We start from the raw sequence: 26,454 nt of genomic DNA, 5'->3' as shown, positions 1-26,454 counted from the left end.
GCTCCTTCTTCAATATCGGACTGGGCTTCTCGCAATGCTTCCAGACGGTTTGCCGGATCCATTTGATACGTCCTTCTAAATTAAAAAAGGAGAGTGATTCAATGCCACGAAGACCTCGTGAATGGACGCCAGGTACTTATCATGTGTACTGCCGTGGAAATCGAAAACAGGACATTTTCATGAATGACGATGACCGGCGCAAATATTTATCCTATCTTCTCGAAACAAAGCAGAAATATCCTTTCAAACTACACGCATACTGCCTCATGTCTAACCATCTTCATTTGCTTATCGAAAGCGATGACGTACCTCTCGATAAAATCCTTCATATCCAACATACCCGCTATGCCATTTATTTCAATAAGAAAAATGATGTTATCGGCCATTTATTTCATGGACGATTCGGTTCCACCTATGTTGATACCACAGCCTACTTTATCCGTCTCAGCAAGTATATTCACCTCAACCCCACTGAAGCAGGTCTGACTTCAAACTCTGAAGCCTACCTATGGAGCAGCTTTTCATCCTATACTCAAGGAACAGATAACCCCCTGATTGACAAAACCCGTACTCTCTCATTCTTTCCAAATGAAGATCCTGCCCTCTATAAAGCGTTTCTGGCCAGAAAAGAAGAACTGATCCTCCTTAAAAAGTCCCTTTACAAAAAACAATAAAAAATTTGAAATAACATACAGGAAAACGGAATATTGTGTCGAATTGTAATTTATAGGAAAATACTCCTAGATAATTTTATCGAAAAACACAGTTCAAAGAGGAGGAAGTAATGAACAAAGAATTTATTTTAGTATTTGAAGGTTTCCACGTATCAAGGAAAATCGAAACAACATCAAAAAAACACCTCGTAGTATTCCAAGGCCAGCAGTATAAAAAACGCCTGGTGGTGGTCAGCAGGCCGCCGGGTTTCTCCCACGCATTGGAAGGAATCCTATACTCAGACAAAATCCGTGAAACAGTTGGATTCAGTACGCTGTTTGCCGTGCCAATCGATGCAAAACACTCGATACCCTTTAAATTTGTTCGCGTAGATGACAGGGAACAAAAACCCCTTGACTGTAAAATCGTGTTGGAAACTCACAATGGGGAAGAAACACTGAATGTACGGGCCCGTTTTCCCATGAAAGATACGTTGAGAGAAGGAGACAGGGTCGATATTCTCTCTTATCTCAGTCACAACTGCGATGATGGAAGATTCATGCTTTATGAAAAATCTTGATTTTACAAATGCCAGGAAAAAATCAATATATAAACCATGAGCCACCAAGGCGAACCTGAAATCCGGGGACGTCTATTTTTAATGCATACCATGAAAACCTCTTTACCACGCTACCAAACTACCTCTCTAAGTTTCTAAAATCACGACATTTTCCGTTGACCTATAAGGATGTTCACCATACAATATAAGTAGTTATTAGTATTTTTAGAATTTTCTAGTTAAGGTAGGAATGCCATTTGGAGAAATTGGATCATACCAAAATTGGAAAGAACGCCATGCTGCTCCTGCTTCTGGACAAGGAAGAAGACGAGTGGAACCGGCATTTCAATGAACTGGACTGGAGCTATTGCACAGGAAAGATCGGCTCCATGGACAGTCAGAAAATCGTCGCTGCCATCGAAACGGCAGCAAAACGAAGTGATCTTGTACGAGAAGATCTTTATCGTGAAATGCATGCGCTGTATCATGCGACCATGGAAGCCCTGACCGGGGTGACCAGGGGACACACCCAGATTGGTGAGGTCCTCCGGACGGTCGGCCTCCGCTTCTCCATCGTAAGGGGGACCCCTTATGAAAGCGAAGAGGAGGGCGAATGGATCGCAGTCGCACTGTATGGAACGATTGGCGCGCCCATCAAAGGATTGGAACACGAAACAATCGGTTTAGGCATCAATCATATTTAATTAAGCTCTTTTCGAATACTATGCTTTATTACACACTAGAAAATACCGGGGTTTGGGTATTTTCGGGAATTCTGCCGTTTACAGATTTACGTTTGACGGCGAAAAGAGCATGAGTCAGTACTGTAATTAGCAGTCTAACTGGAATCGAAATGCATGTATTTTTAACAAATCATTTTAATGTAGTAAGAGCCTATAGAAACCAGTCAAAAGGAGGCTCGACCCGAGGCAGAACTCTGTCTTCGGGTCGGGCCTCTTTTTCTGTTTAAAGACCCGCCCCAGACCGCACTAACGCGGTATCTGGATGAAGGCCCGTCCCAAAAGGAATTAACGCGGTACAGGGCTAAAAGCCCGTCCCGCCTCGCTTTAAAGTGAGAAAGTAAATTTATTTTATGAGGTGATTATACATGGTCGTTTTAACGGGGTGTTCGTTGAGTCTGGAAGATGCAAGAAAAATCATTTATGAAGGGGAGGAGGTTGTCATCTCCCCTGAAAGCTTGGAGCGGGTGAAGAAGAGCCGTGAAGCGGTTGAGAAGATTGTGAAGGAGAAGCGCGTGGTGTACGGGATCACGACCGGCTTCGGAAAATTCAGCGATGTGCTGATCGATTCCGATGATGTGGAGGAGCTTCAGCTCAATCTCATCCATTCCCATGCGTGCGGAGTGGGGGATCCATTCTCGGAAACTGTTTCGCGGGCGATGCTTCTTCTTAGGGCCAATGCCCTCCTGAAAGGATATTCCGGCGTAAGACCGGTCATTGTTGAAAGATTGGTAGAGTTCCTGAACAAGGAGATTCATCCAGTGATCCCGCAGCAGGGCTCGCTCGGGGCGAGCGGCGACCTTGCACCGCTTTCACATCTGGCACTGGCGCTTATGGGAGAAGGGGAAGTCCACTATAAAGGAGAGATCCGTCAGACACTGCCAGTACTCTCCAAAGAAAACATCTTTCCGATTCAGCTGCAGGCAAAAGAAGGGCTGGCCCTCATCAACGGAACGCAGGCGATGGCGGCGATGGGTGTCGTCGGCTACCTGGAGGCGGAAGAGCTCGCTTTTCAAAGTGAAATGATCGCCAGCCTGACGATGGAAGGGCTGCAAGGGATCATGGACGCGTTTGACGAAGATATTCATCTAGTAAGGGGCTATCCGCAGCAAGTAGCAACTGCGAAACGGATCAGGGAATATCTGAAGGACAGCAGGCTCACAACGAAACAGGGCGACATCCGCGTACAGGACGCTTACTCCCTCAGATGCATCCCACAAGTCCACGGTGCTTCCTGGCAGGCCCTCGATTATGTAAAAGAAAAACTCGAAATCGAGATGAACGCGGCAACCGACAACCCGCTGATCTTTGAAAACGGGGAAAAGGTCATCTCCGGCGGGAACTTCCACGGTCAGCCGATCGCGTTTGCCATGGACTTCATGAAAATAGCAGTCGCCGAACTCGCGAACATCTCGGAACGCCGGATCGAGCGGCTCGTCAATCCGCAGCTGAATGATCTGCCGGCATTCCTGAGTCCGCAGCCAGGCCTCCAGTCAGGCGCAATGATCATGCAATATTGCGCGGCATCGCTTGTTTCTGAAAATAAAACACTGGCCCATCCGGCAAGTGTCGATTCGATTCCGTCATCAGCGAACCAGGAGGACCATGTCAGCATGGGAACAATCGGATCCCGCCACGCCTATCAAATTTTACAGAACACAAGAAGGGTCCTCGCTGTCGAATTGATCTGCAATCTGCAGGCAGTCGAGCACCGCGGCACGGATCTGCTTGCAAGCACGACCCGTAAATTTTATGAAGAAGCGAGAAAAATCGTCCCTTCCATCACGAAGGACCGGATCTTCTCGAAAGATATAGAAAAAGCAGCAGGATGGCTGAAGCAATTCCAACTAAAATCGATCACGAAAACAAAGGAGGAAACGACAAATGGTTAATGCAAACAAACGAATCGTACAGGTTAAAAAAGGAACGGAAATCGAGTGCAAGGGATGGGAGCAGGAAGCGGTCCTCCGCATGCTCTACAACAATCTGGATCCTGAAGTGGCAGAGATCCCGGAAGAGCTTGTCGTATACGGCGGAATCGGGAAAGCGGCGCGTAACTGGGAATCCTTCGATGCAATCGTCAATACGCTCCGCAATCTTGAAAACGATGAAACAATGCTCGTCCAATCAGGTAAGCCTGTCGGCGTCTTCAAAACGCATAAAGCGGCACCGAGGGTATTGTTATCCAACTCCGTACTCGTACCGAAATGGGCCAACTGGGAGCATTTCCACGAGCTCGATCAGAAAGGCCTCATGATGTACGGCCAGATGACGGCGGGCAGCTGGATCTATATCGGCACCCAGGGCATCCTGCAGGGCACATACGAGACGTTTGCAGCACTCGCCAAGAAGCACTTCAATAATTCCTTGAAAGGCACCATCACCCTCACAGCCGGCCTTGGCGGTATGGGCGGCGCACAGCCTCTCGCTGTCACAATGAACGGCGGGGTCGTCATCGCGGTCGATGTCGATGAAGAGCGCATCCAGAAGCGTCTTGATACGAAATACTGCGACGTGAAGACGGACTCGCTGGAAGAAGCAGTCGCAATGGCATACGAAGCAAGGGATAAAGGGAAAGCAATCTCTATCGCTCTTTTAGGAAACGCAGCTGAAGTCCATCACGAGCTTTTAAAAAGAGGGGTGAAAATCGATATCGTAACCGATCAGACGTCGGCGCACGATCCTCTCAACGGCTATGTCCCTGAAGGATACTCTATAGAAGAAGCAGCGCGTCTAAGAAAAGAAAATCCATCAAAATATACCGAGCTGTCACAAAAAAGCATGGCCAAACACGTGGAAGCAATGCTTGAATTCCAAAAGAGAGGCTCAATCGTATTCGACTACGGAAACAACATCCGTCAGGTCGCGAAGGATGAAGGAGTTGAAAATGCCTTCGATTTCCCAGGATTCGTACCGGCTTATATCCGTCCATTATTCTGTGAAGGAAAAGGGCCGTTCAGATGGGCAGCACTTTCAGGAGACCCTGAAGACATCTACAGGACGGACCGCCTGATCAAAGAGCTCTTCCCTGAAAACGAAGCACTCAACCGCTGGATCGACATGGCACAGGAACAGGTCTCCTTCCAGGGGCTGCCGTCACGTATTTGCTGGCTTGGCTATGGCGAGCGCGTGAAGATGGGTCTTGCCATCAATGAGCTGGTGAAAAAAGGAGAACTCAAAGCGCCTATCGTCATCGGCCGGGACCACCTCGACTGCGGCTCTGTCGCATCACCGAACCGTGAAACCGAAAGTATGAAGGACGGAAGCGACGCTGTCGGGGACTGGGCGATACTGAACGCGCTGATCAACACAGCGGCAGGCGGATCATGGATTTCCTTCCATCATGGCGGCGGAGTGGGTATGGGTTACTCCCTGCACGCAGGAATGGTAGTCGTAGCGGATGGTACGGACCTGGCTCAGGAACGCTTGGAACGCGTACTTACGACAGACCCTGGAATGGGTGTCATCCGCCACGCAGACGCAGGGTATGATATCGCAGAGAAAACGGCCGAAAAACACAACATTCAAATCCCAATGAAAAAAGGAGGAGAATAATTTATGACAAAACAATTCGATACAATCATAGAAAATATCGGACAGCTGCTGACAATGGACCACGGAGACGGACCGCTTAAAGGAAAAGAAATGAGTGAACTCCCTGTGCTGACGAACGCAGCCATCGGAATCAACGAAGGGCTCATCGACTGGATCGGCACCCATGAGGAAGCTCAGTCACACAAAGCAACCGAGCGTATCGACGCGGAAGGTAAGCTCGTGACGCCTGGTCTCGTCGACCCGCACACTCACCTCGTATTCGGCGGCTCGCGTGAACATGAGATGGCGCTGAAACAGCAGGGCGTCCCATACTTAGAAATCCTAAAAAGGGGTGGAGGCATCCTCTCTACAGTCGGAGCCACCCGCGAAGCATCAGAAGAAGAGCTGCTTAAAAAAGCCCGCTTCCACCTGGACCGGATGATCTCATACGGTGTCACCACCGTCGAAGCGAAAAGCGGCTACGGCCTCGATAAAGAAACCGAGCTCAAGCAGCTCCGTGTCACCAAAAAACTGAACGAAGAACATGCAGCCGATCTTGTATCAACATTCTTGGGAGCGCACGCCATCCCGCCCGAATACAAGGAACGCTCAGGCGAGTTCTTACAAGAAATGCTCGACATGCTCTCAGACATCGAAAAAGAAGACCTCGCTGAATTCGTCGACATCTTCTGCGAAACCGGAGTCTTCACGGTCGAACAGTCACGCAGGTTCCTGAAAGCAGCCAAAGAAAAAGGCTTCTCCGTGAAAATCCACGCCGACGAAATCGACCCGCTCGGCGGAACGGAAATGGCCACGGAAATCGGTGCGACAAGCGGAGACCATCTGGTAGGTGCTTCCGATAAAGGCATCCAGGCACTGGGCGAAACAGACACCATCGCCGTCCTCCTGCCTGGTACATCCTTCTACCTGAACAAAGGGAAGTTTGCCAACGCACGGGGAATGCTTGAAGCTGGAGCGGCAGTCGCACTCTCCACAGACTTCAACCCTGGCAGCTCGCCGACCGAGAACCTGCAGTTCATCATGAGCCTGGCATCGCTCCAGCTGAAAATGACCCCGGAAGAAATCTGGAACGCAGTGACGGTCAACTCATCCTATGCCATCAACAGAGGGGATCAGGCTGGCAAGCTGAAAGAAGGACGCAAAGCCGACATCGTCCTGTGGGATGCGCCGAACTATCATTACATCCCGTATCACTACGGCGTGAACCATACCGACACCGTTATGAAAAACGGACGAATCATTTATCGCAAGGAGAAGCTTCATGAGCAGCTTTCAACACATTAAGCCGGCAGGGAAAGCACAGTTCAAGGACCGGTACACAACGAAAGCTGCCGAATTGCTGACAACATATACGGACGGAGCGAAAGGGGACATCGCCATCCTTGGCGCACCCCTTTCCAAGCCGTCCATTTCCCACTCGGGAGCCAGCTTTGCACCGGATGCGATCAGAAGGTCCCTAAACTCTTTCACGACGTACAACATCGAAGAAGAAACAGACATCAGCAGCAAAACGATCATCGATTTCGGCGACATCGCAATGCATCCGACATCAATCGAAGAGTGCCACCAGCGAATCTATCAAGCAGCCAAAGAAATCGCACAAACGGAAGCGGCACCTTTCACGATCATCCTGGGCGGGGATCACTCCATCACCACATCTACTGTGAAAGCCATCAAAGAAACGAAGGGAACGGTGGGCATCATCCAGCTCGATGCACACCACGACCTCAGGAACACAGAGGACGGGGGACCGACCAACGGTACGCCGTTCAGGAGGTTGATAGAAGAAGGGCACCTGAAAGGCGAGCATCTTATCCAGATCGGTATCCGCAACTATGCGAATGCCAAAGCGTATCACGATTACGCCATCGAGAACGGTGTGACAGTCTATACAATGAAGGACGTCAGACAACGCCCAATAACAGACCTGATCGAGTCAGCCCTACACCAGCTCGACCCCAAAGTCGACACCATCTACCTATCCGTCGACATGGACGTACTGGATCAGGCATATGCTCCAGGCTGCCCGGCAATCGGTCCGGGAGGGATGGACCCGGACACACTCTCAGAAGCGATCCAGACAGCAATCCTACACCATAAGGTACAGACCATGGACATCGTGGAAATCGACCCGACGCTTGATATCCGGGATATGACCAGCAGAATCGCAAGCCTGCTCGTTCTCAACACTCTCATAAACTAAAATAAGCCTGTCCCCGCCGCATTCTCGCGGCGAGGGACGGGCTTTTAACATGATAAAGGATTTCTCTTACAAAACGGCGAATAGTATGTTAAAAAATCATGAACCAAATGAGGGACCACAATGCATATACTGATCTCAGTTCTTAGCTTCCTGGCGGTCATACTCTATCTAGCCTTTGCATATGTAATCGCCAAAGAAATGCGTCGCAAATATATAAAAAGAAAAATCACTTACGAACTCATGCTGCTTGAAAAAGCCGTTATTTTAACGTTAAGCGGGGCAATGCTTAATCTTATCCCGACAGATTTAATAGACACGTTAGTAACCGCTGCATTCATCGTCTCCATCTTAATTGTCCTATTGATCCCAATCTTATTATTACTTAAAAGCATCAATCGGAGAATCTATATCAATGTGAAGCGGACAATCAGAAAAATCCTTTGATGAAAAAAACCCGTCCTTTGTCACGACCACGACAAAGGACGGGTTTTAACATGCTTCCCAAAAATTCTTTCCATTTTTTGAGACACCTCCCCATACCCCCTCGTCTAACTCCTGTGAATAATCTAACAGCCGGCCTTCTACGAGCATATAACGCGGGCTGACAAGACTTCAATCAACTTAACGCTGCTAAATAACTATTGAAGGCTTACAAATAAAAGGAGAGAATGAAATGGAAGAAATTTTACATCAGGCGAGGGGAGGCATGGTAGATGTGGATGAAAGTATGAAGGTTGAAGTGATTGAGAGATTAGTTGATGAGTATGAACAGCAAATCCTCAAATTATGTTATTTTTACGTCCATGATTGGTCAGCTGCACAGGATATGTGTCAGGAAGTGTTTATCAAGGCATACAATGCGCTGGACGACTTTCATCAGGACTCTACATATAAAACCTGGATTTACCGTATTGCCATTAATAAATGCAAGGATTATAAGAAGTCCGCTTATTTTCGTAAAAACACGATTGTAGACCGGTTTCATCGCATGCTCAATAAAGAAGTCGCTGCCACACCGGAAGAGGCACTGTTGAAGAGTGAACACAATGACACAGTTGCGCAGCATATCTTTTCACTTCCGATCAAGTATCGGGAAGCCATCATCCTTTATTATTATGAAGAATTGTCCACACAGGAAATCGGCGAATTGCTGAAAGTCAAACCATCGACGGTCCGCACACGCTTAGATAGAGGAAGAGAAAAGCTGAAGGAGAAGATGGGAGGGAGGTTATCATATGAATAAGGATCCTTTCAAAGATTTAAAGAAACAGCTCGATAACGAACTGTTTGACCATCGCAGCGGCGAAATGAAAAGTCAAAAAGATGAAATCATGACGAGAATTCAGAAAAAATCCAGGTTGCATAGAAAGAAACCGACTTACTTTGCAGCCAATGTGGTGATTCCGGCAGTTGTAATATTGCTCCTTTCTGTCCTCGGAAGCAGCTATCTCTTTGATCAGGAAATGGTAAAAGAGAATCCGGAGGAACAGAAAGACCCTCAGGACCAGTACACCTATATCCCAACGGATGAATTGGAAGATCAGATTCAGAAAGATAAAACGGAATATCAAAAGGCGGCTAAGCCCGAAGATGAAGTGAAGCAGGAAGAGCCGGCTAAAAAGGAAGAAGAAACGCCAGACGTGGAAAAAGAAGAAGTCGACGAGGAAGAGACAATCGAGCCTGAAAAGCTTTCCGCTTTTCGCTACTCTGATATATTCGACCATCCCCAACAATTTAAAGAGGCAAGCAGTGAAGGAAGGATTTACGGCACCTCTATTTCGTTAGGAAAAACCTTTACCGACCTGGAAAAGAAATATGGGGAATTCTCTTCTTATAAATATCTTGAAACTTCGTTTAGAAGGAAAGAGAATTACCTGCTTACGTTAAGTCAGGATCAGCATGTGAAAGAAATTGAGATAGATAAAGAATATACAAGCTATAAGTTAGAACAACTAATTGATTTCTATGGAGACCCTTATTATATTTTTAATGCGGTGGCAAATGAGCTGTATGCTGCCTATGATTTTGGGAAATATCGAGTTGAATTTCAGATTGAAGGGATAAATAAAGTTGAGGATCAAGAGGATTTTGCCGTGAAGGAAATTGATTTGGGCTCTTCCATTACATCGGTGAACTTTATGAAAAACACTGAAAATGTAAGAATTCCTGATTACACAAACGATATTAAGTACCTTCAAGATGAGGAAACTCTTGATTTCAATACTGCCTGGTTTGATGCAGCGAGTGCGGAGGTAATCAAGCAAACCAAGGCATCCAGAAACGTATTGAATTCAAAAGAAAAGCATATTACAGCATCGATGTATTTCCCTGTCTCAACATCTGAAGCTGAAATCAAATTCGCAGTAAACCAACTTCTTGAGAAAATGACAGCCGAAGCCAAAAAGGACGGAGTAGGGGAAGAACTATGGAAAACCTACACATACCGCATATTCGTCAGCAAAGGTGAAGGAGAGAATGCAGATTACTATGGAAGCGGAATGAACGTGGATGTAACAAAACCACTGAACGAGTCTGGCTATCCGGACCCCGCCTGGTTCGATGGATTCCAATAAGTTGAAGGCCCGTCCCGCAGTGCTTTAAAGCGCTGCGGGACGGGCCTTCCATGTTTATGCTTCTCTATATAAGTCATAGCCTGTGTGTACTTCTTTCATCCCAATCACTTGAAGAAAGTGATTGAGCTTGCTCATACATAGCTTTTCAGAGTCATTGCTTACTTCAAACCGGTCGATGACCGCACATTTGGACGTTTTTCTGTAGCTGATGCCTCTCGTAGAACGGGGCATTTCAGAACTTTCCGCGAGAGAATACGTTGAAACCAGCGCTTCCCCGATCTTGCTGTCACCTTGTTCAAACTCGAAATGGAATTGAATCGACAAATCTACCTCGGAATATAGAGGATTTACTTTCATGTTGAGTTCTTTCATCATGAAGCCCCCTTTCTGAATTTGTACTTTTATACTATCACCTTCAAGAAAAAGAGGTATTTTGGTCTATAGACCTTCAGGGTTAGAAATGAGTGAGTATTCCCTCCAAATATCGTTTATTTCACATTTTATATAACTTCGGGAATATTCCCAGAAGAATAATGGGGCCGAATAAAAGAAAGCACTGCAAGATAGTAAGAACCTCGCAGTGCTTTCTTTTATTGTTAACACCAGCTTTTAGTTTTCATCAGCAGGCGCATCTTGAGCAATTTCCATAAGCAGCATGAAAATAGTCTTTGCTGCCTGGGCACGTGTCGCTTTGCCCTTAGGGACGAACCAGTTATTAGCCTGTCCTTCCATGAATCCAAGTTCATATGCTGCGCGCACGTCATCTTCAAACGTAGGCGACATTTTCTTGGCATCCTTGAAAGGATTCTTAGCTGTTGGCTCAAAGTCTTCATCAAGCATAATATTATAAGCGCGAACGAGCATCGCTGCCATTTCCTCACGAGTGATCTCGCGGTGCGGAGCGAACTTATCCGTGCTCACCCCAGTCGTGATTCCTGCTTCATAACCAGCCTGGATGTCATCAGCCAATACTCCTGCCACGTCTTTAAAATGGCCGGATCCTTCCGGCGTCAAATCAAATGTGCGTGCCAATAATGAAACGTATTCCCCGCGGTTGATTTTCCCTTCCGGAACAAAAGTAGTGTCCGTTTTACCATTAATGATTCCAACTTCTACAAGCGGATAGATAAACTCAGCAGCCCAATGATCTTCCTTCACATCCGTAAAGGCTTTACCAGGTACCGGAGTGTCACTTTCCTTGAACTTAATGGAGTATTTCGCGAACCCATTATCCTGTTTACCTAAGAATGCATACTTGCTTGAATCATCGATGTACTTCTGAGCGTTGACAGATGATTCAAATACGACGTTTACATTTCCGTTGACCGGAGCGAATGACCAGTTGCCGTCCGCTTTCGGATCGATGGTCTTTTTCTCCATGATGTAATCGATGATGACATTACGGTTTTCATCAGGAGACTGGATGATCACTTCAGATTTTCTCACGCCAGGGAATTTCCCGGTCGCACGGTAGTTATTCGTTGCCACGATGAACTGCTGGTCCGGATCGATCGGCTTCCCATCAAATTGAAGATTCTTGATTCGGCTTGAATCTTCATTGACCAATACGCCCTCTGCGTCATATTTTGAAGGCTTGGTCACGTCGATTTCATATGTGACACCGTCGATGACATCGAAGTTGTATGAGCGGTATTCGCCGTTCACCAGATTTTGCTCCTCTGATTCAGCCGGATCAATTTGATTGAACTGGCCTGCAGACATTTCAAGCCATTCTTTTACGTCTGCACCTGTCAGAAGGACAGCTTGCAGCGTATTAGGGTACAAGTACAAATCGGATACGTTTTTAATCGCGATTTCCCCTGCAGGGATGTCCGTATAGTAGTCCGGATTAGAGCGGGTGCCCGCTTTGAACGGAGCTCCTGCACTCAAGACAGGGATTCCGTCATACTCGGTCCCTTTGATATACTTTTCTACATACCATTTTTGGGCATTTGTCACGATTTGTACGGATGGATCATCACTGACTAATGCAAAGTAACTGTTGATTGGAGCAGTTGTCGTACCGACAGCTTGTCCTACCCAATCGATGGTCGCTTCATGCTCTTCCTTGATGGCATCGAGGATCGCCTGGTCAGCCTCGACAGCAGATGTCCCGTCTTCATTCAGGATGGAGCGGGTGGTTGCCTGAGAATTCGTCACACTCCACTTTCCGTCTTTCAATTCAAGCTCAAGATCGACAAGTCCTAGGTGATCTCCCCATGAACCAGGCATAACGGAAGGAACCCCATTGATCGTTCCTTTTGTCAGGTCCACGCCTTCAATGCCTTCATAGGATTTAGACGGGAACACCCCGTGGGAATGTCCGAATAGTATGGCGTTGATTCCTTCCACCTTAGAAAGGTCGTAAGTAGCGTTTTCTTCCATTCCTTCCTGAGTCACAGTCCCGATACCGGAGTGAGGGATGGCCACAATGATGTCTGCGCCTTTCGCTTTCATTTCCGGAACGAATTTATTGGCTGTTTCAATGATATCCTTAGCAACGACTTTGCCTTCCAGGTTCCCTTTATCCCACTGCATGATCTGAGGAGGAACGAAACCGATGACACCGACCTTGATGGCATGTTCTTCACCGTCTTCATCGACAACTGTACGGTCAAGGATTTGATAAGGGTCGAAGAGGTTTTTATCATTCGTTGGATCATTATCTTTGTCATCCACATATACGTTGGCATTCACGTATGGAAAATTGGAGCCTTTCAAAGATGTCTGCAGGAAATCAAGTCCATAGTTGAACTCGTGGTTTCCGATATTTCCCGTATCATAATTAAGTAAATTCATCGCTTTATAGACAGGGTGGGTTTCACCATCCTGGAGCGGATTTTCTTTCGCAACGTAGTCACCCAGTGGATTCCCCTGGATTAAATCACCGTTGTCGAATAATAAGTTGTTCTCATTTTCTGAACGGGCCTGCTTGATCAGGGTCGCTGTCTTAGCCAAGCCGTATTTATCTGTTTCTTTCCCTTGGTAGTAATCATAGTTTGCGAGATTTGTATGGATATCAGTCGTTTCCATGATGCGGAGTTTCACGACATCCTTGTCCATGACGTCTGCGTATGTAATAGAAGGTGTGACTTGAGGAACAATTAAACCTAAAGCAAGAGCGGCACCGGCAATTTTCTTTTTATTAAGCGCTTTCTTCTTCAATGAATATCTCTCCTTAGTAATCATAAAGTCCCAAACAGATATAGAATAGCACATTGGAAACGAATGTAATAGATGTAAAATTAAGAAATTACAAAATAGTTACATAGTCTTACAGTTAGGTAATGGTTTTTTACAAAATCTTTATATTAGGGACAATTTCAGTATGAGAAGCTCATTCTCAATTTTTCAACTTAATGACTCGTTTTATCACCGCTGTTGATTTCCGTGCAAGACTCCGCTTTCCGCGGGTGACCCGTGAGCCTCCTCGGTCGTACCTCCCTGTGGGGTCTCACATTGGTCACTTCTCCCGCAGGAGTCTCCGTCTTGCACTCCAATCAACCGCTGGAATCGGTTTTGAATTTAGATCGGTATACACAAATCCAATCTGAAAAGACAGAACTTGTGATGGTTACTTTTAATCCAGATGGTTTGAGGTTCAGGAACTCCACAAGTCTCACATTTATTACTCTTTTACTCCAACCAGGTCTGTTGGAACCTACACCTCTTCAACATTCCATCTATCTTTCCTAAAAAAAGAGCCTTCCACCCTCACCAGGAAAAAGACTCTCCAATCACTTTTATCAATTCTATTCCTACTTAATCTCTTCATCCGCCAACAGCAGGGGGATGGTGTAGTTCTTTTTCCAGACTGAGAGGAAGCTGGAGTTCGGTACCGGGCGTGCTCCCACGTATGGGGAGATTTCCGGTGTGAAGCCGGGTTTGTTCTGGGAGATGGTGAACCAGTCTGAGAATCCGCCGCCGCTTGGATTTTTCTTGGGCTTCACCAATCGATATCCGGTCCTGGAAGAAATCTTTTGCGCTATTGCCTTGTCGCGGACTTTACGTCTTGAATCCTGGTGGAAATACCAATAGAGGATTTCCCCTGAGCTGTGGTACGTGAGGGCGCCTTTAAAGGAATGAGCATTCGTGAAGTCGTACATGGCACGCGCTTCCGGCTCGGATAACGGCTTCGTACCCTTATAATTCTGCGGTCCCGGCTTTCCGGGGTCGCAGCAGATATTCTCCCAGTCGGCAGGATACTGGCGGTTCAGATCGACACCGCGGATGTTTGCTTTCCAGGCAGAGAAGTCTTTCTTATTTCCGTTGAGGCGGAGCACCTGTGCCGGGTTCTTTGCGCTCGTGTGCCCTCTCTGAACTAGGGTCACGCCGTCCGGGTTCACCATCGGCACGAACCAGATCGTCGTTTTATCGAGCAATTCCCTCATATCATATCCACCCAGCTTGTGCCCCTGCTGATACGCATATGTATAGCGGTCGATCATTTCCATGATCAGATTCGTCGTCAGATGCTCCCGGGCATGGTGGGACGCATCGACGAGTATTTCTTCATCACCGGTCCCGAGCCTGAAGGCATAGATGAACCGGCCGTCGACCGATTTCCCGATTCTCTCCAGGGAAGCGAATTCAGGATACCAAAGGGCAAGCTCCACTAAATCGGTTGTCATCTGTTCAAATGAGTACGTCTTATTCGGGTTCACATAGTCACCTGTATATACAGACACATCATGCCCCTTGACATAAGCTTTCCGCCCGCCGATTTGCACAATGAAAAAGTCCCCATGCTGAGCCAGCAGCGGCATCTTCACCCCCGGGACAATCCGGGCGAACGCCGTCAGCTTTCCTTCTTTCTCATAATAGAGGGTCGCGGTATAATGACTCACGATCCTGAATCGTTTATGAGGTTCGCCGTCCGCAACTCCGGAGGGCATATCTTCCTCCAGGTATGGAGCCGTATCCGCCATCTTTACATAAGCGGTATGAGTCCCGAGTTTCAAAACATGATAGTCATCTTCGGTCCCCACCCGCTCAAACACCTCATCTTTAAGCAGACGGGCTTTCTTCACAAACTCACCGTCTTCTTTATAAAAGAGGGGAGCATCAACTTTCGTCTTGAAGCGGTTCGCTTCCTGATTCTGTTCCCAACTGCCTTCTCCTGATGCTGAAGCAGCACCGCCAAGTCCAATCAAAAAAGAAATGAATAATACCAAACCAACAAACTTCTTCAACTGCATCACCTGCCTTTTTATAAAATATAAGACTATTATACTATTATCGGCAATTTAAGCATTATTTTCCATATAAAATTCATAAAAAATCCCGCACCCATAAAAGAGAGTGCAGGAACCAGCATTATTTCATTTCAATAATTCCTTCATCTTCAGCGAAAAAGAGCATTTCTTCTAAGATTGAATAAGAATAGTAGACATTTTCTTCGTCTGCAAAAAATTCATTCAGGTGAGCCGTCAATCTTGCTGAAGCATCTGTAGCACTTACTTTAAGTGTATAGCCGCTGTATTCGGACTGCCAGAAATCCATAGCAGTGTTGACCAAGTCTGATTTGACTGAGATTGCTGATTCATTCCAGAACATTCCGTCAAGGAAATAAAGATATTCATAGTTCAAGCGGACCATAAGCTCATTCATGAATTCAACAAGATCACGGTCCTCTGTCGTTCTGTCAAAATTGTAAATGCGGACAGTGTCTTCATCGATCTTCTTTGCGCGTTCGGCATTTTCAAGTGTCATTGTATTTCCTACGATGAAACTGAGTGCGCGGTTGAAGTATTTTTCTTCATCAATCGTGAAGTTGTAGATCCACTTTGCAGCAGCAGCGCGATCGGCAGTAGTTGTCGGCATGAAGCTGTTGTTGCTTCCTTCAGCAAATCCGATCGCTTCGGCAAACGCCACATGGTTATAAGCAAATTGGGAAATCTTCGCTTCATCATCAAATCCGGATATAGGATTTGTCAGTACGGCATAAGGTTCCATGCCCATCGCACGGACGAACATGACGATCATTTCCTGGCGGGTGATCGGGTTGTCTGCTCCGAAGAAATCAGGGCGGATCCCTTTTGTCACTCCGGCCTCCACAAGGGCGCCTACATGCGGATCTGCCCAGTCTTTAACATCCTTAAAGCCTTTAGCGGCATCGGGGCTGCCTGGAAGTTCAAGCGCAAGGGCGAGCATTTTGGCAAACTGTGCGCGTGTCACTTTTTCCTGAGGACGGTAAGTACCGTCATTGTACCCGCTGATAATATTTTTCTGTGATAAAACTTCAATGTATTCTTTTGCATACGTTCCGCCGATATCCTTGAAGGAAGCGGCAGCGGCTGTGAATGGCAGTGAGGCAAAAGCCAGAGCCACAACCAATAATGTAATAAATCCTTTTTTCAACGAAATACCCTCCATTTGGGAAACAAGTTAGTTACTAGAATAATATAATCTATTTGTAATGGAATTGTAATATAGTTTTAAAAATATTTTTGTGGAAAAATAATGAAATAAAAGGTGGGGGCTAAGGCAGGAAAATACAGCTGAAATGGCTAACTTATAATATAGAGGAGAGCAGCATCGTGCTTAATAGGAATAAAGGTAAAATGTATACAAAAAAAGCCCCCAAATGGAGGCGCCTGAGTTAGTTATGATTAGTATACTGAAGGCAGTTCAGCAGAATAAACCGATGGAAGTTCTGAAGCGGTTTCCTTCACTGAATATACGGATGGCAGCTCCTTGGAATAGACAGATGGCAGTTCAGCAGCAACCTGAGTTTTTGAATAGACAGAAGGCAGTTCTGCTGTATCGTTAGATGGTGCGTGAACAGCTGCAAATCCACCGATCAGTAAGAAAGAGGCACTCATTACAGATAATAAAGTTTTTTTCATGGGTATTTCCTCCCTTTTTCAAAGTGAAAGTTTTTAGGTATCATTAAGTAATAGTCGTTAACTATATTAAAGCATAATTAACAAATGCATATAAGTCCTTTCTAGGGCCTTATTGACCATATTTCGCGTCAAAAGATAAGCTTTACGCCTAATTATTAATAAAAATATAATTATAGGAATATTTTTTAGGAGAGATACACATGGATTTTGGAATCGTAGGTCAGAAAATCAGAGAACTACGGAAAAATATAGGTCTTTCACAGGAAGAGCTAGCAGAGGGGATTTGTACCCAGGCTCAAATCAGTAAGATCGAAAAAGGTGATGTCTTTCCATATGCCTCAACCCTATTTCTAATCTCAAGGAAACTCGGGGTGGATGTCAACTATTTCTTTGATATCGGGATGACGCCACGGCTTGATTATGTCCAGGAAACGGGAAGGCAGCTGCAGATCGCCAGGAGAAATATGAACTATAATGAAATGCGTGAAATTGTCACGGCCGAAGAAGAAAATCCGTTGTTTTTTAATAATAACAGAAATCTCCAATTGCTGAAGTGGCATAAAGGGATTTATCAGTTCGAGCTGGATAAGAACCTGGAAAAAGCAGAAGAGACACTCAGGAAGTCGATTGCCCTCACTCATACAACGGATAAGATATGGACGGAGCGGGAGATTGAGATTTTGCTTACCATCGGGGTCATGTATTTTGAAGAGGGAGAACAGGAAAATGCCCTCAAGATCTATCAAGAGGTGAAGGCCCATATTGAAACACTTCCCCATCTCTCGGATTACACGATTAAGACCAGGTTGTATTACAACATCGCCAGGGTGCTTACAAGGCTCGAGGATATTGCTCAATCAACGAGATACTGCAAGGACGCCATCGACTGGTGCATTGAAAAGGATAATATGTACCTGCTCGGGGAACTTCACTACCATATTGGGTATAACTATGAACTGCAGGGCAAAACAAAAGAAGCACAAACCTACATGCAAAAAGCGTTGATCGTGTTTGAGCTTCAGGGTGATGATAAGTTCATTCAGTACATCCGGAAGAAAATAGATCAATTTTCTTTATGATATATTTTACTAAATAAGCCGTGCCTCCATCCAGGAGGTGCGGCTTATTTACTATGTAAAAGAGTCAATTTTTAAAACACACCTCCGATTTATAATTATATAGTACTCTATTTCCTTGAAGTGTAACTAGGACAATATAAGTATTTTTGATGCAAAATACGACAAAAACCACCACTTTTTTATTACATTTCTGTTAAAAATATGTCAATAACATTCTTAATATTTACAAATGAAAGAAAATTGTGGTAAATTTTACAGGCGAGAATTTCTATTATTCTCAAAATTATAAAAATACAGGAGGGGAACAGATTGGGGAAGAAAACGCTGGCGATACTCATGATTCTATTACTATCGTTTTCTAACGCGGCTTTCGGGGCATTAGGGCCTATTAAACCTAAGCCGACCACGGACGGAAAGAAAACGCTCGCTGCGGACGAGACCGAGTATGATGCGAATGACAAAGTGCGTATCATTGTCGAAGTCGAAGGCGAGACAGCGATTGAGTATGCAACCAAAAAGAATACTAGATATAAAGATTTAAGCGGATCTGCGAAAGAGGATCTTCAAAGCGATGCTGTGGAAGCACAGAATCAAGTAAAGAAGCAGATTGAAGATTCGAAAGTAGATGCAGAATACATCAACAGCTTCACAACTGTCTTGAATGGATTCAGTGCAGAAGTGAAGTATGAAGAAATCGAACGCATCAAGAAATTGAAAGATGTAGAAGGTGTACATATTGTACATGAGTATAAGCGTCCTGAAATCAAGCCTGACATGAAATACAGTAAAGACATCGTCGAGGCGCAGGATGCATGGAGAGATTACGGATACAAAGGACAAGGCATGGTCGTAGGGGTAATCGATACAGGTATTGACTACAACCACCGCGATATGGTCCTTTCCGAAGATACAAAGGTGGACTTGACGAAAGAAAAGGTTGGTTCACTTGTGTCAGAACATGATCTCCCTGGGAAGTTCTACACTGATAAGGTCCCATACGGCTATAACTATATGGATCAAAACAGTGAAATCCGCGACTTGGGAGCTGCGGCTTCCATGCACGGTATGCACGTCTCCGGTACGGTGGGTGCTAATGGAGATGAGGAAAACGGCGGAATCAAAGGTGTTGCACCTGAAGCGCAAATCCTTGGTCTGAAAGTATTTGGTAACGACCCGGAAATGCCTTCTACATGGAGTGATATCTATGTTAAAGCAATTGATGATGCCATCCTGTTAGGGGCAGACGTCCTTAACATGAGTCTTGGATCTACTGCAGCATTTGTTGCACCAGAAGATCCTGAACAGAAAGCAGTTGAGCGTGCAGTTGAGAATGGCGTGTTGATGTCCATTTCTGCCGGTAACTCAGCTCATTATGGAAATGGGTACTGGAACCCGCTATCATCCAACCCTGATATTGGTGTTGTGGGATCACCAGGTATTTCCACAAATTCATTACAGGTAGCTTCCCTTGAAAATACGACCATCACGGTTGATGCTATGGATGTATACCTGGATGGAGAAGCATACAAAACAGTAGGATACCAAAAGCAGGATACACCAGATTTCTTGGATCTGTTTAAAGGTGAAAAGAAAGAAGTTGTGTATGTTGGTACTGGGGAACCGGAAAATTATGAAGGTAAAGATGTAGAAGGTAAGATTGTTTTTGCAGTTCGGACAGGCGGTTTCTTTTATGCTCAAATAGAAGCGACAGCTATTGAGAACGGTGCTGCCGGTGTTATTGTCCGCGGTGCAGAAAGCCATGGCGACTATGTCAACATGGCAATCGACGCACACTCAATACCAATGGTTTCTTTAAGTGTCAGCGAAGGTACTGACTTGAAAGAAAAAGTAGAAGCCGGTCAAAGCATGGAAGTCGTTTTCACTGGTGATATGGTTGCGGCAGCGAACCCGATGGAGGATAAAATGTCGAACTTCACCTCATGGGGAGTGACGCCTAACCTTGATTTCAAACCTGAGATCACAGCGCCGGGCGGCAAAATTTATTCCACACTGAATGATGATACGTATGGCAATATGAGTGGAACGTCAATGGCTGCTCCTCATGTTGCAGGAGGTGCGGCACTCGTCCTTCAGCGTGTGGACGAACAGTTTGACTTAACTGGTTCAGACCGTGTCAACATGGCAAAGAATTTATTGATGAATACGGCGGAGCCTGTCATTGATAAAAGCCCTGTCAATGAAACGTTTGGATGGAGCAATCCTTATTCTCCGCGCCGTCAGGGAGCAGGAATCATGCAGCTTCATGGAGCGCTTTCGACTCCGGTGGTTGTAACAGAAGTGAATTCCGGATTGGGGAAAGCTTCCCTTAAAGAAGTAGGAGATCAATTCACGTTCTCTGTAAATGTCGAGAACTTCAGTGATGAAGCTGTTTCTTACGATGTCGGGGCAAATGTTCAAACGGATTTCGCAAACAGCGGTTTCCTTGGATATTCAGGCACTCTGGAACTTGAGCCTCAAGCAATCGAGGATACTGATGTTTTAATTTCAAAAGATGGGGAAGAAATCACTTCCTTGGAAGTTGGAGCAAACAGCACAGTAAAAGTCGATGTATCGGTTGACTTAACAAATGCGAAGGTTCTGGGTGATGATTTAGCTACTTTAGTTGGTGCAGATTCCATGTTCCCGAATGGATACTTTGTAGAAGGTTTCCTTACACTGTCAAATGATGGGCAGCATGAACTGTCACTTCCTTATGTTGGATTCAAGGGTGACTGGACGCAAGCTCCGATCCTTGATGAACATCTGAGTGATGAAGTGAATACCTACTATGGTGCAACAGGTATGGCAGCCATGCTATCCGGAGATTGGGACTTCTTGGGGTATGATCAGTTTGAAGATGCTTACAGTAAAGATCTGGCTGCATTCTCTCCAAACGGAGATGGTTATGCTGATTCAGCATTCCCTGTCGTTTCCTTCCTTCGTAATGCGAAGAAGGTACAATACAACGTACTTGATCGTGAAGGCAATGTATTGCGTACTTTACGCAATGAAAACAATATTCGCAAAAACTATTACGATGGCGGCGCAGCTGCACCGTATTATGTGAAATCCGCAAGCGCCTGGGACGGTAATATCAACCTGAAACCAGCTGCGGAAGGCGAATACTATTATGAAGTAAAAGCCCTGCTTGATTATCCTGGTGCTGAATGGCAATCATTCAAGTTCCCGATCGAGCTTGATGTAACAGCTCCTGCTATGGATGTTACGTACAATGAAGAAGACAATGCCCTTGCTTTCTCTGATGTAGTGGAGGAAGGTTCGGGAGTGGCTTCAATCGAAGTGAAAGTCAATGGTGAGACAGTTAAAACGTTAGCTGGTGATTCAACCGCTTACTCATTTGAAACAAAAGCAAGTGAAAGAAATTATGTCGATGTTGTGGCTGTAGACTATGCAGGAAACAAAACGACAATCCGTGTTGCAGATTCAGGTGAATCCGACATTCCTGATATCCACTGGATCACACCAGAAGCGCTTGGGGTAGTGGACACGCTGACTCCTTCAGTATCTGGTTATATCAATGAGAAATCAGGTGTGAAAGAATTGCTGATTGACGGCAAGAAAGTCGATGTTGTTTTCAATGAAAAAGAGAATCGTTACGACTTCTCGACTACACTATCATTTGAAAATGATGGAGTGAAAAATGTCGATGTTACGGTGACGGACGGCAACGATAACAAGATCGATTTCCAACGCCGATTCTTCGTTGATTCAACAGCACCGACATTAACAGTCAAAAATGTCCCTGCCTCTGTAGGACATTCAAAAGACAGCATCAAAGTAAATGTCGAAGTGGAAGATAATTTCGATGAAATTCGACTTTATCAAAACGACAATGAAATCTTCTACAATGAATTAGTAGAGCCGTATGAAATGAAAGGCTTCAAAAAGTCAATTGAAACAGAGCTTCAACTTGTGGAAGGCGATAACAAATTCGTGTTCTCTGTAACGGACCTTGCAGGTCACGAAACAACGAAAGAAATCACAATCAAGAAACAAGGCGAAGTAGAGCCTGATCCAGTTGAACCGGATCCAGACCCAACTCCAGATCCAGAGCCGGCACCGGAAGATGGTGTTGTTGACGGAGACGAAATGGAAAAGGCAATCAAAGATGCTTCTGGTGATTCAGTAAAACTTGAAGTGGATTCTAAAGCCATCACCCTCAAGAAGGAAGCAGTTGCTAAAGCTGCAGACAGCAAAAAGAACCTCGTTCTTGATGGTAAGGGTGTAACGGTAGAGCTTCCGAAGAAAGTGGTAGCAGACTTAGGGGATGTTTCAAAAGATGTGAAGATTTCACTTGTAGAAGCAGACAAATCCAAAGTCGAACTCAAAGACAATCAAACGCTGCGTTCTTCCGTTTATGACATTCAGGTGTCTTACGTAGAAGACGGTAAAGAGACAGCAGTCACTACATTTGCAGCACCGGTGAAGGTAACATTCGCGATCAACGGTGACAAGGTAAATGACAAACGTAAAACAGCTGCATTCTACCACAATGAGGATGCAGATAAGTGGGAGTATGTCGGAGGGAAAGTGAACGGTGATCATTTCACATTCGAAACAAGCCACTTCTCCACGTATGCAGTCATCGAGAATGATTTCACATTCTCGGATGTGAAGAAACACTGGGCGAAGGACGAAATCGAAGTACTTGCTTCACGCAAGATCACAAGCGGTAAGTCCGAAACGACATTCGCTCCTCAGCAAGACCTGACACGTGCTGAATTTGCCGTGCTTCTGTCCAGAACATTGCGTCTGCCGACAGAATCTTATGAAGGCATCTTCAAGGACGTGAAAGAAAGCAAGGAATGGGCTTATGCAGGGGTAGAAGCTGCATACCGTGCAGGAATCGTCAAGGGGAACCTGGATGGAACATTCAGTCCGGATGCCAAGATCACACGCGAAGAAATGGCATTGATGATTGTCCGTGCCGTTGGTTATCAAGATGAAACACTTCTTGAAGGCATGGAGCCGTCAAACAAATTCAAGGATGACCGTCATATCGGTGCATTCGCGAAGGAAGCCGTTTACCTAGCGAACGAACTTGGAATCATCAAGGGACGCGCTGACAACAGCTTCGACCCTAAAGTACACACAACCCGTGCGGAAACAGCAGTGATGCTTTACCGTATGCTGAACGTACTGGATGAAATGTAAGAGATAAAGAAAGAGGGAGCGGCCCGCGGGCTGCTCCCTCTTTCTTCTATTCTATAATTCTAAATGTTTTTGCAAAGTAGATTGAATTTCTTCCAGTTCCTCGTCAGGGATCACATAATAGTAGATTCCATCAATTTTTGTACCGGAACCTGTCTTGATCTGAATTTGTTCGATGTCTTGAGAAGCCGCTTTATAATGCTTCTGGATATCGACCATCTCTTCAAACTTCAGATTTGTCTTTACGTTACTGCCAAGGGCATCAAAGATATCATCGAACTTCCACAGGCTTGATACGCTCGCTCCTTCATTGATGACACCCTGTATGATTTCACGCTGACGAAGCTGGCGCCCGAAGTCGCCGCGTGGGTCTTCGTATCTCATACGGGAAAAGGCCAAAGCTTCTTTACCGCTTAAATTCAAATCACCTTTGTTAAAGTCGTAACCGCCATAAGAAAAATCAATATCGTTATCTACTGTGACGCCGCCAACGGCATTCACAATATCCTCAAAGCCTTCCATATTGATTTGTACATAATAGTCAATCGGGATATCCAAAAGGTTCTCAACGGTATCCATGGACATCTCGACTCCGCCGAATGCATAAGCATGGTTGATCTTATCGCGTGTACCATGTCCAACGATATCTGTCAATGTATCACGCGGGATGCTGATCATCTTCACTGATTTCACATCAGGGTTAACAGTCAGGACAATCATTGAATCTGAACGGCCTTTATCATTTTCACGCTCGTCCACTCCCAGTAGTAAAACCGAGAAAGGATCTTTGCCTTCGAATTTCACTTCTTTTTCCCGTTTAGGGGATTTATCGCGTTCGATCGGGTCGTGCATTGTTTCGACTGCTTTATTTAAAGATTGGTAGACGGTGAAGGCGTATGCACCGCCGGCGAGTAAAAAGAGTAATAGAACAATCCCCAATACCTTTGGCCATTTGCGTTTTTTCTTTTTATGTTTATCGCTTCTCATTTTTATACCTCATTAATGGATTAATTTATCGCTATTTTATACCATATCAAAAATTTAGGAGATTGGATAGTGGAATTTTAATAATATAATAGTTGAAATACCGCTGATGATTTCCGTGGAAGACTTCGCTTTCCGCGGGCGGTTGGTGAGCCTCCTCGTCGCATGCGCTCCTGCGGGGTCTCACCTAACTCGCTTTTCCCGCAGGAGTCTTCGTCTTCCACTCCAATCATCAGCTGGAGCCGGTTAATATATAGTATTAAATTCAACTTACAAAACAAAAAGTGTCCAGCATCAATTTCCCCTCAAGGATGTCGATGCCGGACACTTTTCTTTACTCTGCAATGAAATATTTAATTAGGTAATCAGCCCATAGTTTATGTCCTTCTTCGCTTGGGGCTTGTTCGTTGTCGCCGTTTAGGTCATCGAGTGTTTCGTCTTCAGGCCATTCTTCCCAGTGGTTGAGGTAGGTGTAGCCTTTTTCTTCGGCGAAGGCCTGGAGTTCTTCAACCTGGCCTGGGTAGTAGGTTGCGTTGTATAGCGGGTATGTGGGCTGCAGGAGCAGTGTCACATCTTCATTGGCTTCCTTCAGGGTGCGGAGAAAGATCTCTATGCTGTCGTGGTTGTCCTGCACCGTTACACCCTTTGTGTTGTCGTTCAGTGAGAATGGCTCGAATAGAACCATATCAGGAGCATAGGCCGCTACTTCTTCTGATTGTTCACTATAGATGAAGTCGATGGTGATCGTATCGTATTGAAAGATCTCAACATTCAGTGTATCTGGGTCCTTCTCCAGCAATGCACTCTTCAGCTGTTCGCTCCAGCCGTTTGTATCTTTACCGAGGGCTGTCGATCCGACGATGGCAACCTTATATGGTTTGCCGTTCTCTTTTGCTGCCAGGTAATCCTCTTGGGCGCTTTCCGGCCAATTTGAGTAAAACATGCTGCCTTCCTGCTCCGCGGTTTCTTTCGTTTTCTCCCCCTCAGAAGGAGCATCCTCTATATCGGCTGCAGAAACTTCCTTATTAGTAGTAGAAACCGATGTCTTGTCCTGCCAGTAGATATATCCAAGGATGAGAAAAATAATTCCGCCGATTGTAAGCAGAGTTAATAGGAACCTTTTCATACGGGAACCTCCAATTTCAGCAATTTTTGTAAGTAATTATTACCAACTACTGTAATCCCCTTTTCAAAGAGGGATAGTTGTAGTTTAATAGGATAGTACGCAAAAATTACAAGTATATTAAAATTATGACAAGAAATGATAAGAAATACAACAACATATGCTATACTTATACATATTTTTTCAAATCTTAGGAGGAAATCATGGAAGAAACAATCAGTCTGCGCGAATTGATGGAAACGCTGAAGAAGCGGATTTCATTGATTTTATTTATTACCCTGACAGCCGTGATCGTAAGTGGAGGGGTAAGCTTTTTTCTTTTAACCCCTGTCTATCAATCTTCGACACAATTATTAGTGAATCAATCCAAGACAGAACAGCCCGTCATTAACCAAGGAGAAATCCAAACGAATCTACAATTAATGAAAACTTATAATGTCATAATCAAAAGCCCGGCCATTCTGGAAAAAGTTATATCAGAATTAAAACTCGATATGACAACCTCCCAGCTTAATTCAAAAATTACGGTAGCAAGCGAAGGGGATTCCCAGGTACTGAATTTGTCTGTTCAAGATACCGACCCTAATAAAGCTGCTGAAATAGCAAATAAGACAGCTTCTGTATTTCAAAATGAAATTCCCACTATCATGAATGTGAATAATGTAAGTGTGCTTGCAAAAGCGGAAATTGGGGAGAATCAATCTCCGATCAAACCTAAGCCGCTTTTAAATATTGCGATTGCCATGGTCGTTGGCTTGATGGTTGGTGTCGGTATAGCCTTCCTGCTTGAATACCTGGATAACACTGTGAAAACAGAGCAGGAAGTAGAAAAGCTGTTAGGACTTCCTGTACTGGGATCCATCACCCGCATCAAAGATCAGGAAGAGAAAAGGACAAGCCGTATGCAGCGTAAATCGAGTGTAAGAGGTGAGACAGTTGGCTCTTAATAAGAAAATCAAAAAAC

General features: G+C 45.2%; 20 protein-coding genes and 1 pseudogene. 13 read left to right on the top strand and 8 right to left on the bottom strand.

Annotation, left to right across the window (positions count from 1 at the left end; all coding sequences use genetic code 11):
* Nucleotides 1-77, bottom strand: a pseudogene (locus tag ACKA06_RS16535) (hypothetical protein); the annotation flags it as partial.
* Between the two features lie 24 nt (nt 78-101).
* Here ACKA06_RS16535 and ACKA06_RS16530 point away from each other — a divergent pair.
* The 10 genes from ACKA06_RS16530 (at nt 102) to ACKA06_RS16485 (ending at nt 10,284) form a co-directional block, all read left to right on the top strand.
* Nucleotides 102-674 carry a transposase gene (locus ACKA06_RS16530; RefSeq protein ID WP_411160200.1) on the top strand — a complete coding sequence of 191 codons (573 nt, stop codon included), beginning with the start codon at nt 102-104 and terminating at the stop codon, nt 672-674.
* 110 nt (nt 675-784) lie between these two features.
* Complete coding sequence (locus ACKA06_RS16525; protein WP_058299402.1) at nt 785-1,234, top strand: hypothetical protein; 450 nt, start codon at nt 785-787, stop codon at nt 1,232-1,234.
* Between the two features lie 236 nt (nt 1,235-1,470).
* Entirely contained in the window at nt 1,471-1,917 is a 447-nt protein-coding gene (gene hutP, locus ACKA06_RS16520) for a hut operon transcriptional regulator HutP (RefSeq protein WP_321174909.1), read from the top strand.
* Nucleotides 1,918-2,321: 404 nt separating this feature from the next.
* Entirely contained in the window at nt 2,322-3,845 is a 1,524-nt protein-coding gene (gene hutH, locus ACKA06_RS16515; protein WP_411160199.1) for a histidine ammonia-lyase, read from the top strand.
* Complete coding sequence (gene hutU / locus ACKA06_RS16510; protein ID WP_411160198.1) at nt 3,838-5,508, top strand: urocanate hydratase; 1,671 nt, start codon at nt 3,838-3,840, stop codon at nt 5,506-5,508. Before hutH ends, hutU begins: the two co-directional genes overlap by 8 nt.
* A 3-nt stretch (nt 5,509-5,511) precedes the next feature.
* Entirely contained in the window at nt 5,512-6,792 is a 1,281-nt protein-coding gene (hutI, locus tag ACKA06_RS16505) for an imidazolonepropionase (RefSeq protein WP_411160197.1), read from the top strand.
* The gene (hutG, locus tag ACKA06_RS16500; protein ID WP_411160196.1) at nt 6,770-7,711 is read left to right on the top strand and encodes a formimidoylglutamase; all 942 of its coding nucleotides are present in this window, start codon (nt 6,770-6,772) and stop codon (nt 7,709-7,711) included. The genes hutI and hutG overlap by 23 nt, the downstream gene beginning before the upstream one ends.
* A 120-nt stretch (nt 7,712-7,831) precedes the next feature.
* Nucleotides 7,832-8,155: a hypothetical protein gene (locus ACKA06_RS16495; RefSeq protein WP_411160195.1), complete on the top strand. Its 324-nt coding sequence runs from the start codon at nt 7,832-7,834 to the stop codon at nt 8,153-8,155.
* A 229-nt stretch (nt 8,156-8,384) separates the two neighbouring features.
* The gene (locus tag ACKA06_RS16490; RefSeq protein ID WP_411160194.1) at nt 8,385-8,954 is read left to right on the top strand and encodes a sigma-70 family RNA polymerase sigma factor; all 570 of its coding nucleotides are present in this window, start codon (nt 8,385-8,387) and stop codon (nt 8,952-8,954) included.
* Nucleotides 8,947-10,284: a hypothetical protein gene (locus ACKA06_RS16485; protein ID WP_411160193.1), complete on the top strand. Its 1,338-nt coding sequence runs from the start codon at nt 8,947-8,949 to the stop codon at nt 10,282-10,284. Before ACKA06_RS16490 ends, ACKA06_RS16485 begins: the two co-directional genes overlap by 8 nt.
* 54 nt (nt 10,285-10,338) lie before the next feature.
* On the opposite strand, the gene ACKA06_RS16480 is transcribed toward ACKA06_RS16485, so the two are convergent.
* The 5 genes from ACKA06_RS16480 to ACKA06_RS16460 form a co-directional block, all read right to left on the bottom strand.
* Nucleotides 10,339-10,656 (bottom strand): hypothetical protein, encoded by a 318-nt coding sequence (locus ACKA06_RS16480; protein WP_411160192.1) that lies wholly within the window; start codon nt 10,654-10,656, stop codon nt 10,339-10,341.
* A gap of 237 nt (nt 10,657-10,893) precedes the next feature.
* A complete protein-coding gene (locus tag ACKA06_RS16475) occupies nt 10,894-13,449 on the bottom strand; it encodes a bifunctional 2',3'-cyclic-nucleotide 2'-phosphodiesterase/3'-nucleotidase (protein WP_411160191.1) in 2,556 nt (851 codons plus the stop codon).
* 593 nt (nt 13,450-14,042) lie between these two features.
* Nucleotides 14,043-15,476: a M14 family metallopeptidase gene (locus ACKA06_RS16470; RefSeq protein WP_411160190.1), complete on the bottom strand. Its 1,434-nt coding sequence runs from the start codon at nt 15,474-15,476 to the stop codon at nt 14,043-14,045.
* A 124-nt stretch (nt 15,477-15,600) separates the two neighbouring features.
* Nucleotides 15,601-16,644 (bottom strand): S-layer homology domain-containing protein, encoded by a 1,044-nt coding sequence (locus ACKA06_RS16465; RefSeq protein WP_411160189.1) that lies wholly within the window; start codon nt 16,642-16,644, stop codon nt 15,601-15,603.
* Nucleotides 16,645-16,895: 251 nt separating this feature from the next.
* Nucleotides 16,896-17,132, bottom strand: a complete 237-nt coding sequence (locus tag ACKA06_RS16460) for a hypothetical protein (RefSeq protein ID WP_411160188.1) — start codon at nt 17,130-17,132, stop codon at nt 16,896-16,898.
* Between the two features lie 200 nt (nt 17,133-17,332).
* On the opposite strand from ACKA06_RS16460, the gene ACKA06_RS16455 reads away from it, so the two are divergent.
* Nucleotides 17,333-18,211: a helix-turn-helix domain-containing protein gene (locus tag ACKA06_RS16455; RefSeq protein WP_411160187.1), complete on the top strand. Its 879-nt coding sequence runs from the start codon at nt 17,333-17,335 to the stop codon at nt 18,209-18,211.
* Between the two features lie 309 nt (nt 18,212-18,520).
* Nucleotides 18,521-23,386, top strand: coding sequence for a S8 family serine peptidase (locus ACKA06_RS16450; RefSeq protein WP_411160186.1), 4,866 nt, complete (start codon nt 18,521-18,523; stop codon nt 23,384-23,386).
* Nucleotides 23,387-23,437: 51 nt separating this feature from the next.
* Here ACKA06_RS16450 and tagU read toward each other — a convergent pair whose 3' ends face one another.
* Nucleotides 23,438-24,370 carry a polyisoprenyl-teichoic acid--peptidoglycan teichoic acid transferase TagU gene (gene tagU / locus ACKA06_RS16445; protein WP_411160185.1) on the bottom strand — a complete coding sequence of 311 codons (933 nt, stop codon included), beginning with the start codon at nt 24,368-24,370 and terminating at the stop codon, nt 23,438-23,440.
* A 331-nt stretch (nt 24,371-24,701) separates the two neighbouring features.
* On the bottom strand, nt 24,702-25,493 hold the full coding sequence (locus tag ACKA06_RS16440) for an SGNH/GDSL hydrolase family protein (protein ID WP_411160184.1): 792 nt from the start codon (nt 25,491-25,493) through the stop codon (nt 24,702-24,704).
* Between the two features lie 200 nt (nt 25,494-25,693).
* Between ACKA06_RS16440 and ACKA06_RS16435 the strand changes: the two genes are divergently transcribed.
* Nucleotides 25,694-26,437 (top strand): YveK family protein, encoded by a 744-nt coding sequence (locus ACKA06_RS16435; RefSeq protein ID WP_411160183.1) that lies wholly within the window; start codon nt 25,694-25,696, stop codon nt 26,435-26,437.
* Nucleotides 26,438-26,454 lie beyond the last annotated feature (17 nt).

Origin of the sequence: Rossellomorea oryzaecorticis (assembly GCF_045897515.1) — a bacterium.
GTDB classification, from domain to species: domain Bacteria; phylum Bacillota; class Bacilli; order Bacillales; family Bacillaceae_B; genus Rossellomorea; species Rossellomorea enclensis.
Note: the sequence above shows the minus strand (reverse complement) of the source record. Positions and strands in the feature narration are given on the sequence as shown.

Excerpts from the sequence above, each read along its gene's own strand:
- hutU (WP_411160198.1), top strand. The coding sequence starts at position 3,838 with ATGGTTAATGCAAACAAACGAATCGTACAGGTTAAAAAAGGAACGGAA.
- ACKA06_RS16455 (WP_411160187.1), top strand. The coding sequence starts at position 17,333 with ATGGATTTTGGAATCGTAGGTCAGAAAATCAGAGAACTACGGAAAAAT.
- ACKA06_RS16530 (WP_411160200.1), top strand. The coding sequence starts at position 102 with ATGCCACGAAGACCTCGTGAATGGACGCCAGGTACTTATCATGTGTAC.
- ACKA06_RS16525 (WP_058299402.1), top strand. The coding sequence starts at position 785 with ATGAACAAAGAATTTATTTTAGTATTTGAAGGTTTCCACGTATCAAGG.
- ACKA06_RS16480 (WP_411160192.1), bottom strand. The coding sequence starts at position 10,656 with ATGAAAGAACTCAACATGAAAGTAAATCCTCTATATTCCGAGGTAGAT.
- ACKA06_RS16460 (WP_411160188.1), bottom strand. The coding sequence starts at position 17,132 with ATGAAAAAAACTTTATTATCTGTAATGAGTGCCTCTTTCTTACTGATC.
- ACKA06_RS16440 (WP_411160184.1), bottom strand. The coding sequence starts at position 25,493 with ATGAAAAGGTTCCTATTAACTCTGCTTACAATCGGCGGAATTATTTTT.
- tagU (WP_411160185.1), bottom strand. The coding sequence starts at position 24,370 with ATGAGAAGCGATAAACATAAAAAGAAAAAACGCAAATGGCCAAAGGTA.
- hutG (WP_411160196.1), top strand. The coding sequence starts at position 6,770 with ATGAGCAGCTTTCAACACATTAAGCCGGCAGGGAAAGCACAGTTCAAG.
- ACKA06_RS16485 (WP_411160193.1), top strand. The coding sequence starts at position 8,947 with ATGAATAAGGATCCTTTCAAAGATTTAAAGAAACAGCTCGATAACGAA.
- ACKA06_RS16435 (WP_411160183.1), top strand. The coding sequence starts at position 25,694 with ATGGAAGAAACAATCAGTCTGCGCGAATTGATGGAAACGCTGAAGAAG.
- ACKA06_RS16490 (WP_411160194.1), top strand. The coding sequence starts at position 8,385 with ATGGAAGAAATTTTACATCAGGCGAGGGGAGGCATGGTAGATGTGGAT.
- hutH (WP_411160199.1), top strand. The coding sequence starts at position 2,322 with ATGGTCGTTTTAACGGGGTGTTCGTTGAGTCTGGAAGATGCAAGAAAA.
- ACKA06_RS16495 (WP_411160195.1), top strand. The coding sequence starts at position 7,832 with ATGCATATACTGATCTCAGTTCTTAGCTTCCTGGCGGTCATACTCTAT.
- hutI (WP_411160197.1), top strand. The coding sequence starts at position 5,512 with ATGACAAAACAATTCGATACAATCATAGAAAATATCGGACAGCTGCTG.